Origin of the sequence: Frigoribacterium sp. VKM Ac-2836 (genome assembly GCF_013248995.1) — a bacterium.
Taxonomy (GTDB): Bacteria; Actinomycetota; Actinomycetes; order Actinomycetales; family Microbacteriaceae; genus Frigoribacterium.
Map to the genome: position 1 here is coordinate 143776 of NZ_JABRPK010000001.1, position 16669 is coordinate 160444.

Here is a 16669-nt window from a genome sequence, read left to right on the forward strand (position 1 = left end):
CACCGACCCCGTCCGGCCTCAGAGCCAGCGCCCGTCCCGCAGGACCCGGTCGACCCTGTCGTGCTCGTCGAGCACGACGAGGTCGGCCCGGTCGCCGGGGTCGAGCCCCGCGCCGGTCAGCCCCAGGGCGGTCGCGGCGGTGGTGGAGGAGGCCCGCACCGCCTCGGGCAGGGCGACGCCGTGCTCGCGCACGAGCCGCGAGACGCCTTCTCCGACGGTGCCCGTGCTGCCGGCCAGCGAGGAGCCGTCCGCGAGCATCGCCACGCCGTGCTCGACGACGACCTCCGAGCCCGCGATCGTGTACCGGCCGTCCGACCAGCCGGTCGCGGCCATGGCGTCCGAGACGAGGACGAGACGACCCGAGGAGGCGCGGCGCGCGATCTCCACGGCGTCCCGCGAGACGTGCCGACCGTCCAGGATGAGCTCCACGGCGAGGCGGTCGTCGGTCAGCGCGGCGCCGGCCAGCCCCGGTTCTCGGTGGTGCAGCGGTCTCATGCCGTTGTAGACGTGGGTGACCACGGTCGCCCCGGCGTCGGCGGCCGCGTGGGCCTCGGCCGCCGTGCAGTCCGAGTGCCCGAGCGCGACCACCACGCCGCGGTCGACCAGCAGGCGGATCGCGTCGACCGCACCGGGCAGCTCGGGGGCGATGGTCACCAGGCGGACGGTGCCCCGGGCGGCGTCGAGCAGGGCCTCGACCTCGGCGGGCTCGGGCGATCGCAGCAGAGCGGGGTCGTGGGCACCCCGTCGTGTCGACGAGAGCCAGGGCCCCTCGAGGTGGACGCCGTCGAGCACCCCCTCGTCGACGAGCGGAGCGAGGACGCCGAGGGCTCGGAGGGTCGCCTGCGACGAGGCCGTGGCGACGGAGGCCACGAGTCGCGTCGAGCCCGCCCGGTGGTGGTGGGCCGCGGCACGGCGGGCCCCGGCTTCGTCGGCACCGCCGAAGTCGACGCCCAGCGCGCCGTGCACGTGCTGATCGACGAATCCGGGCACGACGACTCCCCGGAGCCGTTCGAGAGGCAGGTGCATCAGGTCGCCGGTCGGTGTCGGCCCGTCGCCGGCGTCGATCACGCGGCCCCCGCCCAGGGCGATCCAGCCGGGGCCGTCGGCACCCGTCGCCGTCACGATCCGATCGGCGACGACGACTCGGTCGGCCGTACCGTGTCGGTCGGTCGCGGCACCTCGACGACTCACGCCGCGCCTCCGGCCGATGGGGTCTCGAGCGCGCCCCGGTCGCGGAGGGCCTGCTCGGCCAGGAGGGCGGCACCGACCATCGCGGCCCCGTCGCCGTGTGCGGCGGGTACCAGGGCGGGTCGCCGTGAGTGCGCGAGGCGCTCGTCGAGCGCCGAACCGAGGGGGTCGAAGAGCACCGGACCGGCCCCCGCCAGTCCGCCGCCCAGGACGAGCATGGTGGGGGCCGCGACGGCCGCGATCCACCCGAGGCAGTCGGCGAGCACCTCGACCAGGTCGCGCCAGGCGGCGATCGCCTCGGGCTCACCGGCCCGGACGCGCGCCACCACGGCCAGGGCGTTCGCGGCGCCCGTGCGACGTGCGAGACCGCCGGCCGACGCCACCTCCTCGACGCGCAGTCCGGCGAGGTGCCCCGCGGTCAGCACGACCTGGCCGATCTCGCCGGCCCACCCGCCCGAGACCAGGGCCACGCCCCGGTCGACGACGGCGGCCGCGAGGCCGGTGCCGACGGGGACGAAGGCGAGACCGCCCGACGCGCCGGCCCCGGCGCCCGTGGTCGCCTCGGCGAGCGCCCCGGCGCGGACGTCCTGCCCGAAACCGACGGGCAGCGAGGAGGCGCGTTCGACGAGGGCGCGCAGGGGCACGTCGCGGAAGCCCACGTTGGTCGAGGCGACGGCCGTCCCGGCGTCGTCGTCCACGATCCCCGGAACGACGAGACCGACGGCGTCGACCCGGCCGAGACCGCGGGCGTCGTCGACGAGACGGGCGACGGCCGCCACGGTCCCGAGCCCGCGGACGTCGTCTCGAGGTGTCGGGACACGGCGTTCCCAGAGGGGGCGGTCGGACCGGCCGACCTCGACGAGCCGGGCCTTGACGGTCGTGCCACCGACGTCGACGCCGAGCACTCGGGGCCGGGCGTCGCCGGGGGGAGGGGTGGTCATGGGCTGTCCTCTCACGGGTCCTGATCATCGCAAGAGCGATCGCCTGAGCGATCACCTCCGATTCGATCATCTTCGATCATTCTGGTGGACGATCGCTAAGATCGGAGCGTCGTCACCCGGCACCGTTCGAGGAGAGCCCCATGACCCAGCAGCAGCGCCTGAACGCCCTCCTCGAGCTCATCAGCGAGCGGGGCAACGTCTCCATCGCCGAGATCGGCGAGGCCCTCGACATCTCGGCGGCCACGGCCCGCCGCGATCTCTCGACGCTGGCCGGCCAACGACTCGTCACGCGGACGCACGGTGGGGCGGCGGCGCTCGGCAGCGGCTACGAGCTGCCGCTGCAGTACAAGATCGCCCGCCAGGCCGAGGCGAAGGTCGCGATCGCGAAGGCGACGGCCGCCCTGATCCAGGTCAGCGACACGGTCGGGGTCAACGGGGGCACGACGACGAGCGAGGTCGCCCGTGAGCTCGGCCGCAGCGAACGGTTCGTCCGGGGCGACGGCGACGACGGCGTCACCATCGTGACGAACGCCCTCAACATCGCCTACGAGCTCTCGGTGCGCCCCCACGTCAAGATCGTGGTCACGGGCGGCGTCTCGCGTCGGCAGTCGTACGAGCTCGTCGGGCCGATGGTGACGGCGTCGTTGGCCGAGATGGCCCTCGACGTGGCGGTGCTCGGCGTCGACGGACTCACCGGTCGTTTCGGAGCGACCACGGTCCACGAGGGCGAGGCGGACGTCAGTCGCCAGTTCGCCTCCGTGGCCAAGAAGGTCGTGGTCGTCGCCGACAGCACCAAGCTCGGCCGCTCCACCTTCGCCCGCATCGCACCCCTGTCGGTGGTCGACGTCCTCGTGACCGACGTCGCCGTCGAGCCCGAGCTGCGCCGCGAGCTCGAGGCCGCCGGGGTCGAGGTGGTCGTCGCGTCCGCGACCGCCTGACCGCCGACGCGTGTGACGCCACGGCCCCCCACATCCTGGCGTTGTGGCGCGGCCTGAGCTGGATTTTGCCGGGTCTCGCCCCGTGACGCTGTCGCATGGGTCGCGCCTCCCTCGACCGCGTGACGTGTTTCGGGGGAGTTAAACCTGCGGCGGTGGCCTTTCGTCTCGTGCTCCGGCGTCTTATTGTCGTTTCATGATCGTTTCGGCTACGTTTGAATCATCTTCACGCAAAGGAGCGGTGACACGATGACCAACAATCCCTCGCATCAGCCGACGGACGCGACAGCCGTGCTGCGCGTCGGCGTGGTCGGAGTCGGGCAGCGCGCTTACATCGCGCACCACGTGGCCACCGCCGGAGAAGCCGCCGAGCTCGTCGCGGCCGCCGACACGACGTCCGAGGGCCGGGGCCGGGCGGCCGAGCAGTTCCCCGGCGTCGCCGTCGTGGCCTCGCACCACGATCTCGTCGGCCTCGTCGACGCGGCGATCGTGACGACCCCGGACGCGACCCACGCCGCCATCGCGATCGATCTGCTCCGGGCCGGGATCGCCGTGTACCTCGAGAAGCCGCTCGCGACGACCCTCGCCGACGCGGACGCGATCCTCACCGTCGCCGCCGAGACGGGGACTCCGCTCTACGTCGGGCACAACTTCCGGCACGCCGCCGTGGTGCGACTGATGCACGACGTCATCGCCCGCGGTGAGATCGGCGAGGTGAAGACCGTGTGGGTGCGGCACTTCGTCGGCAACGGCGGCGACTACTACTTCAAGGACTGGCACGCCGACCGCTCGCAGACGGGCACGCTGCTGTTGCAGAAGGCGAGCCACGACATCGACGTGGTGCACCTGCTCGCCGGTGCCTACACGCAGCGCGTGGTGGGCATGGGCGACCTCATGGTCTACGGCGAGGTCAAGGACCGCCACGAGCGGCCCGGCCAGACCGTGGAGGACTGGTTCTCGTTCGAGAACTGGCCACCGGCCTCGGCGACCGGTCTGAACCCGGTCGTCGACGTCGAGGACGTCTCGATGATGATGATGACGCTCGACAACGGCGTGACGGCGAGCTACCAGCAGTGCCACTTCACGCCCGACTACTGGCGCAACTACACCGTCATCGGCACCGAGGGGCGGCTGGAGAACGTCGGTGACACCGGGGGCGGCGTCGTCAAGGTCTGGAACCGCCGGCACGACTGGCAGGTGGCCGGCGACCTCGAGTACCCCATCGACGGCGTCGAGGCCGGGCACGCCGACGCGGACCTCGCCGCCGTGACCGAGTTCCTCGCCTTCGTCGCCCGGGGAGTGCCTCCGACGCTCTCCCCGGTCGCCGCCCGCGCCGCCGTCGCGGCCGGCGCCCTCGCCGCCGAGTCACTGCGCGACGGCTCGACGCCCCGGGACGTGCCCCGCCTTCCCGACGCCGTGCTCGACCACTTCGCCCGGCTCACCGCCGGCGGCTCTGCCCCCACCTCCTCGACCACTCCGTCGTCACCCGCCCCCGCGGCCTCCTGACGAACCGAAAGGACAGCACCATGTCTCGTTCCTCCATCCCTCGCCGCGGTGTCCGTCGCCGTCTCTCGATCGCGTCCGCCGCCCTCGGCATCTCGCTCGTCGCCGCCGGGTGCAGCTCGGCCGGTGGCCCGGCGGCCGCCGACGACTACGAGGCCGCGCCCGACGACCTCTCGGCCTCGATCACCTACGGCGTCTGGGACCAGGCTCAGGTCGCGGCCATCGACGCGAACCTCGAAGGCTTCAACGAGCTGTACCCGAACATCGACGTCAGCGTGAACGTCACCCCGTACGCCGACTACTTCACGAAGCTGCAGACGCAGGCCTCGAGCGACAGCCTTCCCGACCTGTTCTGGTTGAACGGCCCGAACTTCCAGCTCTACGCGAGCAACGGCAAGGTCGAGCCGATCACCGGCGCCGTCGAGGCCGGCGATCTCGACACGGAGGACTACCCCGAGGCGCTCGTCGACCTGTACTCGCTCGACGGTGTGCAGTACGGCGTCCCCAAGGACATGGACACGATCGGTGTCTGGGTGAACGAGGCCCTGTTCGAGCAGGCCGGCGTTCCCCTGCCCGAGGCGGACTGGACCTGGGACGACTTCCAACGGACCGCCGCGACTCTCTCGGAGGCCCTCTCGGCCCAGGGTGCCTATGGCGGCGCCGGGGGCATGGACGGTCAGACGACGTATTACGACACGATCGCCCAAGCCGGGGGAGAGGTCGTCGCCGACGACGGCGCGGCGTCGGGCTACGACACGGACGAGGCCAAGGCCGGCCTCCAGTTCTGGGCCGACCTCATCTCGTCGGGTGGCTCGCCGAGCATCCAGCAGCTGACCGACACCCCGGCCGACCAGTGGTTCACCTCGGGCAAGCTCGCCATGTACTGGGGAGGCAGCTGGCTCAACGCGGCGGTCTCCGACTCTCCCGTGTCGGCGACCACCGAGGTCCTGCCCCTCCCCGCCGGGGAGGAGAAGGCGACGGTCATCCACGGCGTCTCGAACGTGGTGGCCGCGGGCAGCGAGAACAAGCAGGCCGCCCAGGCGCTGCAGGTCTACCTGGCCGGTCAGGAGGCGCAGCAGCAGCAGGGCGACCTGGGAGCCGTCATCCCGGCCTTCACCGGCACGCAGCAGGGCTTCGTCGACAGTGCGCCCGATCGCGACCTGCAGGTGTTCCTCGACGCCGTCGACTACGCCGTGCCGCTGCCCGTGTCGAAGAACTCGGCGGCCTGGAACGCTCTCGAGGACGCCGAGCTGCCCGGTGCGTTCAGTGGCGACGAGTCCGTCGACGACGTCGCGACGAACCTCGGCGAGCAGATGACCGCTCTGCTGGCGAAGGAATAGGACCCGACCATGAGCGACGACACGATCACCCGGGCTAGGCCGTCCGCGACCCCCGGGACGACGCCACCATCCGTGCCCCGACGCCGGGCGCTGCACCGTGACGGTGCGTGGCCCTGGCTGTTCGTGACGCCGCTCGCGGCCGGCATCGGGGTCTTCTTCGTGTGGCCCGTGCTGCAGACCGCCTACTACTCGATGACGACATGGGGCGTGTTCGGCGGCTCGACCTTCACGGGCCTGGCGAACTACACGCGGCTGATCGTCGACCCGCAGCTCTGGACGGCCCTCGGCAACACGCTGCTCTACACCGGGATCGTCCTGCTCGGCGTGCCGCTCGCCGTCTGGCTCGCGAGCCTGCTGAACACGCCCGGCCTCCGTTTCGCGTCGTTCTACCGCGTGCTGTTCTTCTTGCCGTACGTGGCCATGCCGACCGCCATCGCGATGGTGTGGCGCATCATCTTCAACGGCGACTTCGGTCTGCTGAACTACCTGCTCTCGCTGGTCGGAATCGAGGGCCCGTACTGGATCTCGACGCCCGGCGCCGCGACGGTGGCGGTCGCCATCGTCGGCCTCTGGTCGTCGGTCGGGTTCGCCATGATCATCCTCGGTGCCGGTCTCAAGGCCATCCCGCCCGAGCTCTACGAGGCGGCCGAGCTCGACGGCGCGACGCCATGGCGTCAGTTCCGCTCGGTCACGGTGCCCCTGCTCACCCCGAGCATCTTCTTCGTGCTGATCATCACGATCATCTCGAGCTTCCAGCTGTTCGACCTGCAGTTCGCGATCCTCGGCAGCACCAACCCCGTCCTGCCGAGGAGCCTGTCGCTCGTCTACTTCTTCTACCAGCAGGGCTTCATCGCCAACGACAAGGGCTACGCGGCGGCGATCGCGATGTTCATCTTCGTGTTGATCGGCCTCGTCACGCTCGTCCAGTTCCGTCTCCAGAAGAAGTGGGTGCAGTCATGACCGACCGAGCCGAACCGGTCCGCTCGGCGGCCGTGCTCAGTGATCCTCAGACCCTGTCGGCGACGCCGGCGGCGCTCGTCGCGGCCCCGTCCGAGCGGCAGGAGGCGCGCGAGGGGACGCCCACCGGTGGCCGTCCCGAGCGCGCCCGCCGCGCCTCCTCGGGTCGCCCCGGGCGTCGTGGCCGCTCGCACGCGGGCATCCACGTCGTGCTCGGGTTCGGCGGGTTCCTCATGGCGTTCCCGTTCCTGTGGCAGATCATCATGTCGCTGTCGACGAACGCCGAGGTGCAGAGCGTCACGCCGAACCTCTGGCCGGCCGAGCTGCAGTGGCAGAACTTCGCGGCGGTCTTCGATCGGCTGCCGTTCCTCGACCAGCTGCGGACGAGCGTCGTCGTGACCGTCGCCAGGACGGTCGCCCAGATCGTGCTCTGCACGATGGCCGGCTACGCGTTCGCCCGGATGCGGTTCCGCGGCAGCGGCGTGATGCTGGCGGTGATCCTGTCGATCCTCATGGTGCCGTCGCAGGTGTACCTGATCTCGCAGTACCAGATCGTCCAGAGCCTCGGCTGGCTCGACACCATCGCCGGCATCGTCGCCCCGGGGCTGTTCAGCGCCTTCGGCACGTTCCTGATGCGCACCGCCTTCTTGGCGATGCCCACCGAACTCGAGGAGGCGGCGCGCCTCGACGGAGCGAACCCGTTCCAGGTGTTCGCCCGGGTCATGCTGCCGCTGGCGGTCCCGTCGATCAGCGTGCTCGCCATCACGACGGTGCTCTGGTCGTGGAACGAGCTGCTCTGGCCCCTGGTCGTCTCGACCTACTCGGACCGCATGCCGCTGTCGGCGGGCCTCGCGACCCTGATCGGCGACAAGACGACCGACTACCCCGTCGTCATGGCCGCGAGCCTGCTGGCCATGGCACCGGTGCTGATCGCCTTCATCGTGCTGCAGCGTCGGGTCATCGACGGACTCGCGCACTCGGGCCTGAAGTAGGCGGCTACTTCGAGGTGGCGAGCCCCACGAAGGCGGCCGTGATCAGGCCGGCGCCGACCACGGTGATGGCGATGATGAGGACGTGGAAGAACAGGACCATGGGGGCGTCGGTCTCTCTGTGAGCGGGTGCGTCGGGGTCGGGGCGGAACAGGCGTCCATCGTACCGAGCGTCGCTGGGCGAGCACGTCCGGCCGGTGTCGCGGGTGCGGCCTACGCTCGGACGATGACGACCCACCGCCTCGACCCCGGCACCGACACCGCCCATGAGGTCTTCTCGCGCGACCACGCACCCGTGCTGACGATCGACCCCGGCGACACCGTCGTCGTCCGCTCGCTCGACGCCTCGGGCCACCTCGAACGCCAGACCGTGCCCGGCGAGGTCACCCCGTACCTCTTCCCGACCCGGCGCGGCCACGCACTGACCGGGCCGATCGCCGTCCGCGGGGCCCGCCCGGGCGACATGCTGCAGCTCGACCTGCTCTCGCTCACCCCGGACGACTGGGGTTTCACGATCGCCGCGGCCGCCGACACCCCGATCACCCGCCACCTCGGCCTGGTCGACGCCGAGGCCGCCTGGCTGCTCTGGAGCATCGACCGCGAAGCCGGCACGGCCACCGAGAGCCGGGGCCTCCGTCGGCCCGTCGCGCCCTTCCTCGGCGTCATGGGACTCGCCCCCGCCGAGCACGGGGAGCACTCGACCATTCCTCCCCGCGCCTCCGTGGGCGGCAACATCGACTGCCGCGACCTCGTCGCGGGCACGACCCTCTGGCTGCCCGTGGCGGTGGACGACGCCCTGCTCTACCTCGGTGACGGGCACGCGGCCCAGGGCGACGGCGAGGTGGGCGGCACCGCGATCGAGACCGGCATGACGACGGAGGCGCGGGTCGGCCTCGCGACGGACCGCCCGCTCGCGACGATCCACGCCGAGACCCCCGAGGCCCGCATCACCTTCGGCTTCGACGCCGACCTCAACGTCGCGAGCGGCGACGCGCTCGCCGCGATGGTCGAGTGGATGCGCCGGCTGTACTCGCTCGACGCCGCCACCGCGCTGGCCTTCGCGAGCACGGTCGTCGACCTGCGGGTCACGCAGGTCGCCAACCGCACCTGGGGCGTCCACGCCGTGCTGCCCCGCGACCTGCTCGTCCCCGCCTGAGCCGCACCGCGCCTCCTGCTTGCCGTGCTCGGGTGGGTCGTTCGGGTCGCGGCGCCCCGCACGACGGTCCGCCGACACCCCTATTTCGGCATCCCGAATACCTCTGACCAGCACTTTTCTGGTCGAGGAGGCGCGGGGGGGCATGGCAGGATCGTCAGGTTCCGAGACGCCGGCGTCTCCACCCGACCGTCTCGAAAGGCGCTGCCCCCATGTCGTTCTGGGCCCTCTTCCTCATCGCCCTCGGCGTCTCCGCCGACGCCTTCGCCGTCGCCCTCGGCAAGGGCCTGCACATGACGCGCTTCAACCTCCGGCACGCGCTCGTCATCGCCGTCACGTTCGGTGCGTTCCAGGCGCTGATGCCGCTGCTCGGCTGGCTGCTCGGCTCGACCTTCGCGCAGTACATCGCGCCGTTCGACCACTGGGTGGCCTTCGGGCTGCTCGCCCTGATCGGCGGCAAGATGCTCTACGAGGCGTTCTCGGCGGGTGAGGACGTCGAGAAGGACACCGACCGGCTGAACCTCCGCGAGCTCGCCGTGCTCGCGATCGCCACGAGCATCGACGCCCTCGCGGTCGGCGTGACCCTGGCGTTCCTGCCCGTGTCGATCGGCTGGGCGATCCTCGTGATCGGCGTGACGACGGCCGTGCTGACCTTCGTCGGGGTGCTGGTCGGACGCCGGGTGGGTGCGGCGTTCGGCAAGCCGGCCGAGATCGCCGGTGGCGTGATCCTCATCCTGATCGGCCTGAACATCGTGCTCGAGCACACGGGCGTGCTCGGCTGAGTCCGCGCCGCATCGCGCCTGGCCGCGCCGCATCGCGCCGTATCGCGCCGCGTCAGTGGCGCGGCATGCGCAGGTGCGCCACCGCGGGCGCGTGCAACGGGTGGGTCTCCCACAGGGCGGTGAAGGTCGCGTCCGACTCGTCGAGGGTGAGGTGCAGGCGGTGCGGCGTCTCGACGAACACGAGGTCGACGTGCAGCAGGTCGGCCGAGCGGGTGGCGCTCGCGGCGATCGGAACGACGGAACCACGGGCATCTGCGCCGTCGCCGTCGTCGGAGCCGTCGGTGACCACCCAGTCCTCGGCCTCGATCCGGACCGCGAGGCGGGCGTCGCCCTCGACCAGGGTGAGCGTGGTCGTGGCGTCGGCCGAGGCGCGCAGTTCGACCACGGTCAGGCCGGGCTGGTCGTTGCCCTCGGCCGCGGTGAACGACACGAGCCGGTCGGTACCGGGGGAGTGCTGGTCGCCGGTCCGCGCCTCCTCGGCCGCCGGGCGGACGGGTGCGGCGTCGTGCTCGGTCGGACCGGCCACCCCGGGCAGCGTCAGATCGGCGAGGCGGGTCGCCAGGGCGGCGTCGGCCGAGGCGTCGCCGACCGGCGCCGCGTCCGTGCCGACGGCGGGCAGGAGGTGCGCCCACGCCGCGTCGAGCACCGCCTGCATGTCGAGCGACTGACCGGTCAGCGCGAGCACGACGTCGTGCTCGGGCAGCACGACGGAGAACTGCCCGTAGGCGCCGTCGCCGCGGTAGCCGTGACGAGCCATCCAGAACTGGAAGCCGTAGCCCTGGCTCCAGTCGGGGTTGGACTCACCCGCGTTGGACACGTGCGAGCGCGTGGCCTCGGCCACCCACTCGCGCGGCAGCAGCTGCGTGCCGTCCCATTCGCCCTGCTGCAGGTACAGCTGACCGAGGGCGGCGATCGCGTGGGTCGTGGCGTGCAGTCCGCTGAAGCCGAGCTCGCGACCGGACTCGTCCCGCTGCCAGCCGACGTCGCCGATGCCGAGCGGGTCGAGCAGACGGGGACGCAGGTACTCGGTCAGGGACTGCCCGGTGACCCGCTGCACGATCGCGCCGGCGGTGAAGGTGCAGGGCTGGTTGTAGGCGAACACGCTGCCGGGCTCGTCGTCCGGCGGGGTGAGCAGGAAGCCCCGGACCACGTCGACCGGGTCGATCGCGAGCGCCCGGTCGAGGGTCTCGGCTCGGTGGCCGCTGGCCATCGCGAGCACGTGTCGGACGCGCATCGACCGGCTGCGCGGATCGGTGATCTCGGCGTCGAGTTCGGGGAAGTGGCCGAGCACGGTGTCGTCGAGGCCCAGGAGCCCCTCGGCGACCGCGAAACCGACGGCCGACGAGGTGAAGCTCTTGCTCAGCGAGTAGAGCAGGTGCGCGCGGTCGGCGGAGTACGGAGCCCACCAGCCTTCGGCGACCACCTGCCCGTGGCGCAGCAGCATGATGCTGTGCGGCTCGACGCCGGCGGTGGTCTCGAGGGCGTCGACGAAGGCGGAGATCCCCGCGGCGTCAACGTTCTGGGCGGAGGGCGTGCTGCGCGGCAGCGTCGTCGGAGTCACCCCCCGACCCTATGCCCGGCCCCGGCTCCGCCCCCCGTGTGCACATCGCGACACCCGAGCGCGCAGGCCCACCGATCCGAGGAGGCGAGCGGCGTGTCGCGCGCGTTCTGTCGGGTTCGGTACGCCGGCAGCGGTCTGGAAGGTCGGGTTCGGCCCGCCGACCCGGGCTCGGCAGGTCGAGCCCGACGCGCGGCCGGGCTGGGGTGCCCCGGCGTGGGGGAGGTGAGCCGAGGAGGCGCGGGTCAGGTCGCGAGGGACGTCAACCGCCGGTCGACCAGCGGCACGAGATCCCGCGGCAGCACCACGAGGACGATCGTGTCGTCGATCTCGGCGCCCCAGCCGACCAGGTCGGGATCGGTGTCGATCAGCACGGCTTCGCGTTCGACCCCGTCGACGACGAGCACCGCGCCCGACTGCGCGTGCCGGGCGGTCACGGGGGCGTCCAGCACGGGCACGGCGCCGTCGGGTCGGGTGCTCCGCCCCTCGGCGGTGTTGATCAGCACGTGGTTGAGGTGCCGGGCGACATGCTCGGCCACGGCGAAGGGTTCGGCAGGCGGCGCCGGGTCGTCGGGCGCGACCATGGTGACCACCGCCTCCCACAGCATCGGGTACCGGAACGCCCGCAGCCCGGCCACGAACCAGTCGGGCTGCCCCGCAGCGAGGGCGTCGGCCAGGTGGCCGTCGATCTCGGCGACGTTCTCGACCAGGTTCGACGGGGCATCCGGGTCGGACGGGTCGGCGACGAACACGTAGTTCAGGGCGACGGTGTCGAGCACGTCGTCGTGGCCGACCGTGCTGGGTTGCGTCAGGTCGAGTCGGGGCTGCTCGACGAAGGTGCGGACCGGGCGACCGAAGGTCGCGGCGACCTCGCGGGCGGTCCGTGGCCGGGGCAGGGCGTGCAGGTCGGGGTTCTCGACGAAGTCCATCACCCCATGGTCGCACTCCGGTCGTCGGCGACAACGGGGACCACGGCGACGGGGGTGTCGACGACCGCATCGTGGACCACCGCGTCGGCCACGACCTCGGCCTCGCGGGTGCGCTCCGCCCGGACGAAGCCGATGCCGACCACGATCAGCAGCCCGCCGCCGAGCTGCAGCGGGGTGAGTGCCTCGCCGAGCAGCAGCCAGGCGTAGAACGCGGCGGCCGCGACCTCGAGCAGGCCGACGAACGACGCCAGGCGTGAGCCGAGCATGCTGCTGGCCGTGATGCTCGTGGCGTACGACACGGCCGTGGCGACGACGCCTACCACGAGCATGGGCACCCACCACGGCACGACCGCATCGAACAAGGGGACGTCGGCCGACGACGTCGTGAAAGGCACGAGGCCGGTCAGGCCCAGCAGGCCGAGCAGGGCGGCTCCGGCGAGCAGGCCCGACGCCGCGAGCGCGACCGGGGGCAGGTCGCCGCTCGGGCGGGCGGCGATCACGAAGTAGGCGGCGCAGCAGACCATCGCGGCCCCGGCGAGGGCGAGCCCGACGGGGTCGAGGGCCACGCCGCCACTCGGAGCGACGACCAGCAGGAGGCCCGCGAAGGCGATCACGGAGCCCACGAGCACGACGGCCTGCGGCACACGCCGCGACGTGACCCAGGCCGCACCGACGAGCAGCAGCGGGGCGAGGTACTCGACGAGGATCGCCGTGCCGACCGGGATGTGCACGACGGCGGCGAAGTAGAAGACCTGGGTGCCGGCGACGCCGACCACGGCCATGGCGAGCACGCGCCATCGGGCCCGCCAGACGGGGCCGAGCCGGCCGCGGATGGCGACGAGGGCGACGGGTGCGAGCACGATCCCGCCGATCGACGCCCGGACGGTGACGGCGGCCACCGGGCTCCAGCCCGACTCGAGGAGGGGCTTGACGAAGGGGCCCGAGAAGCCGAACGATGCGGCGGCGATCAGGGCGACGAGCAGGCCGGCGGTGGTCGAGGCCGGTCGTCCGGCGGCCGAGGCGGTCGTCGTGGACGGGGTCGTGGTCGCGCCGGTGCTCACGAGTACTCCTTCTGTCAGGGCCGTCATGCACAATGGGTGGTGACGCGCCGTTCCTGTCGCGAGCGTAAGACTGCGCCTTATAAGGAGTCAACTTGCATTTCGCCCCTGACACCGAAGACGTTCTCGAGTTCAATGTCGCCCTGGTCAACACCGGGGCGGGCGCGAGTCGTTCCGGCGACGACGAGCTCTCGTCCCGGGCCGAGCTGCAGGCCCTGCTCGACTCGTTCGCCTTCTCCGGTCGCTTCGACCGCGACGACGCCGAGCTGGCTTCGGTTCAGGGGGTCCGGGCCGAGCTGCGGCGCATCTGGACCCTCGAGCGCGACCCTCTGGCCGCCGAGGTCAACCGCATGCTGGCCGACAGTGTCTCGTCACCCCGGCTCGTGCGTCACGACTCCCTCGACTGGCACCTGCACGCGACGAGCGACGACGCGCCCCTGGCGGATCGCATCCGCGTGGAGTCGGCCCTGGCCCTGGTCGACGTGATCCGCACCGACGAGACCGGCCGACTGCGGGCCTGTGCCGCGGACGACTGCGCGGGGGTCTTCGTCGACCTGTCCCGCAACGGGTCGAAGCGGTTCTGCAGCGTCCGGTGCGGCAACCGCGTCAACATGATCGCCTTCCGCGAGCGCCGGTCCGACGCCGACGCCGACGCCGACGCCGACTGACGCGTCTGCCACTCGTTCCGACCACCTCGCCTCGTCCCCCGAGAAAAGTTGTGCACAACTAAATCGTGCACGACGTGCTACGGTCGCAGACATGACCGCCGCAGCCGACACGACGACCCCGGGCCCGACGCCCGTGCTCGACGAGCAGATCTGCTTCGCGCTCTACAACGCGTCCCGGGCCGTCACGGCCCGCTACCGCGACCTGCTCACGCCGCTCGGGCTCACCTATCCGCAGTACCTCGTGCTCCTCGTCCTGTGGCAGGGCGGCCCGACCACGGTCTCCGAGCTCGGCCAGCAGCTCCAGCTCGAGTCGGGCACGTTGTCGCCCCTGCTCAAGCGGCTCGAGGCCCACGGGCTGCTGACGCGCACGCGGTCCGTCGCCGATGAGCGAACGGTCGACGTCGCCCTGACCGACGCCGGGGCAGCCCTCCGCGAGCAGGCCGCGGGCTTCGCCGACCAGATCTGCGGAGCCACCGGCCTCGAACTCACCGACCTCCAGGCCCTCCGGGCCGACATCGCCGCGCTCGCCGCCTCCGTCCGGGCGGACACCGCCGCGGCCGTCGTCGCCGCGACCGTCACCACCCCGGCCCTCGCAGACCAGCCACGCTGACCCACCCGATTCCCCTACCCCGTCCGGCGTCATCGCGACGCCGCCCACACGAAAGAGAGCACCACATGCCCACTCGCACCTCACGTACCGCCTGGAACGGCAGCCTGGAGACCGGCGAAGGCCAGGTCGAACTGTCGAGCTCGAAGCTCGGCACCTACGACGTGTCGTTCCCCAAGCGCGCCGCCGACGACGCCAACGGCGCCACCAGCCCCGAAGAGCTGCTCGCCGCGGCCCACTCGGCCTGCTACGCCATGCAGTTCTCGGCCGTCCTCGGCGAAGCCGGCGGCACCGTCGAGGCCCTCGACGTCAAGGCCGACGTCTCGCTCGGCCCGGACTCGGCCGGCGGCTTCAAGCTCACCGGCATCGCCCTCACCGTCCGTGGCGAGGTCTCCGGCATCGACGAGGCCGGCTTCCTCGAGGCCGCCCGGAACGCCAAGGAGACCTGCCCGGTCTCGAAGGCCCTGACCGGCGTCGAGATCACCCTCGACGCCGCTCTCGAGGCGTAGGCCCGAGCCGCAGCACCGCACCGCCCGAGGACGCAGGAGGCGCGGGTCACCCGACCCGCGCCTCCTGCGTCCTCTGCGTCCGGGCCCTGTCGGACCGTGACGTCAGAGCCACTTCTTCCACTTGAAGACACCCCAGATGCTGGCGCCCACGGCGACCATCGCGGCGACCGCCATCGGGTAGCCGAACTGCCAATGCAGTTCGGGCATGTTGTCGAAGTTCATGCCGTAGACGCCGCCGACGAGGGTCGGTGCGAAGAGGATGGCCGCCCAGCCCGAGATCTTCTTGACCTCGTCGTTCTGCTGCAGGCCGACCTCGGACAGACGTCGGGTCTCCTCGTTCTGGGCGAGCCCGGCCTCGGACAACCGTCGCATCTCGTCGTTCTGCGCCTGGGTGACGAGCGTCGAGTGCACCGTCAGGGCGTTCTCGAGCAGGGCCCGGAACGTGTCGGCGCGCTCGCCGATCCGCAGGACGTGGTCGAGCACGTCGCGCAGCGAACGTTGCAGCTCGACGTCGACGCCGTACTTGTCCGAGCCGCGCAGCAGGTTCTCGAGCATGCCGCGCAGCGGGCTCGTCGCGCGCTGGAAGCTGATCACCTCGCGGAGCAGCTCGTAGATGCGTCGCGACACCTCGGGGTCGCCGCCGAAGAGCTCGTCCTCGATCTCGTCGATGTCCTTCTCGATGCCGGCGACGACCGGGCCGTAGCCGTCCACCACCTGGTCGAGCACGGCGTAGAGCACCGCCTCGGGGCCGAGGGCGAGCAGCTCGGGGTTCGACTCGAGACGGCGGCGCACGCGGCCGAGGTCGGGGTTCTCGGCGTGCCGGATCGTGATGACGAAGCCCGGTCCGACGAACACGTGCACCTCGCCGAACTCGACCGTCTCCTCGGCGTCGAGGTAGCGGGCCGAGCGGAGCACGACGAAGAGCGTCTCGCCGAAGCGCTCGAGCTTGGCCCGCTGGTGACCCTTCAGCGCGTCCTCGACGGCGAGCGGGTGCAGGTCGAACTCCTGCGCGATGGAGCGCACCTCGTCGGGGTCGGCGCGGTAGAGGCCGATCCAGGCCATGCCCTGGTGCTCGTGCAGCAGCTCGAACGTCTCGTCGAGGTTCGCCGGGCTGTCGGTGCGGTGCCCTGCGACGTAGATGCCGTTGTCGATGAGTGCCATGGTCTGCGCTCCTGTCGTTCGTGGTGCGACGGCCGTCCGTCGAAGGACGGTGTCGTGGCGGTGGTGGTCACGACAGCCGTGCGGGCGACGGGTGCGCGGTGGGGGCCGGGGGCGACGCACACGGGCGACGACACGACACCGGGGGTGCTGAGTCGTCGACGACGCGCGTCGACGGGAGACGTCGGTGCCCGTGGGCATCGCTCGTGGTCGGTCGGGGACGCCGCTCAGACGAGCGATGTGGACGGCGCGACCACGGAGGGATGCCGCGGGGCGCCAGTACTGTCACCAGCCATCGCCGCTCACCTGCCTTCCGTCGTGCTGCCGCCGGGCCCGGACGGGCCGTGGGCCCTCGTGGGCCGTGGGACAGCGTACCCCCGTGGGCAGCGGTGGT

General features: G+C 71.9%; 16 protein-coding genes. 10 read left to right on the forward strand and 6 right to left on the reverse strand.

The annotated features are described in order from the left end of the window. Nucleotides 1-18: 18 nt before the first annotated feature. Nucleotides 19-1191 (reverse strand): N-acetylglucosamine-6-phosphate deacetylase, encoded by a 1173-nt coding sequence (nagA, locus tag HRF36_RS00710; protein ID WP_371739942.1) that lies wholly within the window; start codon nucleotides 1189-1191, stop codon nucleotides 19-21. Next, entirely contained in the window at nucleotides 1188-2129 is a 942-nt protein-coding gene (locus tag HRF36_RS00715; RefSeq protein WP_173204780.1) for an ROK family protein, read from the reverse strand. The genes nagA and HRF36_RS00715 overlap by 4 nt, the downstream gene beginning before the upstream one ends. Before the next feature lie 140 nt (nucleotides 2130-2269). Between HRF36_RS00715 and HRF36_RS00720 the strand changes: the two genes are divergently transcribed. The 7 genes from HRF36_RS00720 to HRF36_RS00750 all read left to right on the forward strand — a co-directional run bounded on the left by HRF36_RS00720 (nucleotide 2270) and on the right by HRF36_RS00750 (nucleotide 9788). Continuing rightward, nucleotides 2270-3067, forward strand: a complete 798-nt coding sequence (locus tag HRF36_RS00720) for a DeoR/GlpR family DNA-binding transcription regulator (protein ID WP_173204783.1) — start codon at nucleotides 2270-2272, stop codon at nucleotides 3065-3067. A 246-nt stretch (nucleotides 3068-3313) separates the two neighbouring features. After that, the gene (locus HRF36_RS00725; protein ID WP_173204786.1) at nucleotides 3314-4570 is read left to right on the forward strand and encodes a Gfo/Idh/MocA family protein; all 1257 of its coding nucleotides are present in this window, start codon (nucleotides 3314-3316) and stop codon (nucleotides 4568-4570) included. 20 nt (nucleotides 4571-4590) lie between these two features. Next, nucleotides 4591-5907 (forward strand): sugar ABC transporter substrate-binding protein, encoded by a 1317-nt coding sequence (locus tag HRF36_RS00730; protein ID WP_173204788.1) that lies wholly within the window; start codon nucleotides 4591-4593, stop codon nucleotides 5905-5907. A 9-nt stretch (nucleotides 5908-5916) separates the two neighbouring features. Continuing rightward, on the forward strand, nucleotides 5917-6867 hold the full coding sequence (locus HRF36_RS00735; protein ID WP_173204790.1) for a carbohydrate ABC transporter permease: 951 nt from the start codon (nucleotides 5917-5919) through the stop codon (nucleotides 6865-6867). After that, nucleotides 6864-7856 (forward strand): carbohydrate ABC transporter permease, encoded by a 993-nt coding sequence (locus HRF36_RS00740; RefSeq protein WP_254280981.1) that lies wholly within the window; start codon nucleotides 6864-6866, stop codon nucleotides 7854-7856. Before HRF36_RS00735 ends, HRF36_RS00740 begins: the two co-directional genes overlap by 4 nt. A gap of 223 nt (nucleotides 7857-8079) precedes the next feature. Further along, nucleotides 8080-9009: an acetamidase/formamidase family protein gene (locus tag HRF36_RS00745; RefSeq protein ID WP_173204793.1), complete on the forward strand. Its 930-nt coding sequence runs from the start codon at nucleotides 8080-8082 to the stop codon at nucleotides 9007-9009. Between the two features lie 209 nt (nucleotides 9010-9218). After that, nucleotides 9219-9788: a manganese efflux pump MntP family protein gene (locus HRF36_RS00750; protein WP_173204796.1), complete on the forward strand. Its 570-nt coding sequence runs from the start codon at nucleotides 9219-9221 to the stop codon at nucleotides 9786-9788. A 52-nt stretch (nucleotides 9789-9840) separates the two neighbouring features. Here the strand turns inward: HRF36_RS00750 and HRF36_RS00755 are convergent, their stop codons facing one another. The 3 genes from HRF36_RS00755 to HRF36_RS00765 form a co-directional block, all read right to left on the reverse strand. Then, nucleotides 9841-11349, reverse strand: a complete 1509-nt coding sequence (locus HRF36_RS00755) for a serine hydrolase domain-containing protein (RefSeq protein ID WP_173204799.1) — start codon at nucleotides 11347-11349, stop codon at nucleotides 9841-9843. A 242-nt stretch (nucleotides 11350-11591) separates the two neighbouring features. Further along, nucleotides 11592-12275 carry a hypothetical protein gene (locus tag HRF36_RS00760; protein ID WP_173204802.1) on the reverse strand — a complete coding sequence of 228 codons (684 nt, stop codon included), beginning with the start codon at nucleotides 12273-12275 and terminating at the stop codon, nucleotides 11592-11594. Further along, nucleotides 12275-13336: a DMT family transporter gene (locus HRF36_RS00765; RefSeq protein WP_371739943.1), complete on the reverse strand. Its 1062-nt coding sequence runs from the start codon at nucleotides 13334-13336 to the stop codon at nucleotides 12275-12277. The genes HRF36_RS00760 and HRF36_RS00765 overlap by 1 nt, the downstream gene beginning before the upstream one ends. Nucleotides 13337-13428: 92 nt before the next feature. On the opposite strand from HRF36_RS00765, the gene HRF36_RS00770 reads away from it, so the two are divergent. The 3 genes from HRF36_RS00770 to HRF36_RS00780 all read left to right on the forward strand — a co-directional run bounded on the left by HRF36_RS00770 (nucleotide 13429) and on the right by HRF36_RS00780 (nucleotide 15117). Then, a complete protein-coding gene (locus HRF36_RS00770; protein ID WP_173204808.1) occupies nucleotides 13429-14001 on the forward strand; it encodes a CGNR zinc finger domain-containing protein in 573 nt (190 codons plus the stop codon). Nucleotides 14002-14092: 91 nt separating this feature from the next. Beyond that, nucleotides 14093-14611: a MarR family winged helix-turn-helix transcriptional regulator gene (locus HRF36_RS00775; protein WP_173204811.1), complete on the forward strand. Its 519-nt coding sequence runs from the start codon at nucleotides 14093-14095 to the stop codon at nucleotides 14609-14611. 65 nt (nucleotides 14612-14676) lie between these two features. Then, entirely contained in the window at nucleotides 14677-15117 is a 441-nt protein-coding gene (locus HRF36_RS00780; RefSeq protein ID WP_173204814.1) for an OsmC family peroxiredoxin, read from the forward strand. A gap of 102 nt (nucleotides 15118-15219) precedes the next feature. On the opposite strand, the gene HRF36_RS00785 is transcribed toward HRF36_RS00780, so the two are convergent. Further along, nucleotides 15220-16278, reverse strand: a complete 1059-nt coding sequence (locus HRF36_RS00785; protein WP_173204817.1) for a magnesium and cobalt transport protein CorA — start codon at nucleotides 16276-16278, stop codon at nucleotides 15220-15222. Between the last annotated feature and the right edge of the window lie 391 nt (nucleotides 16279-16669).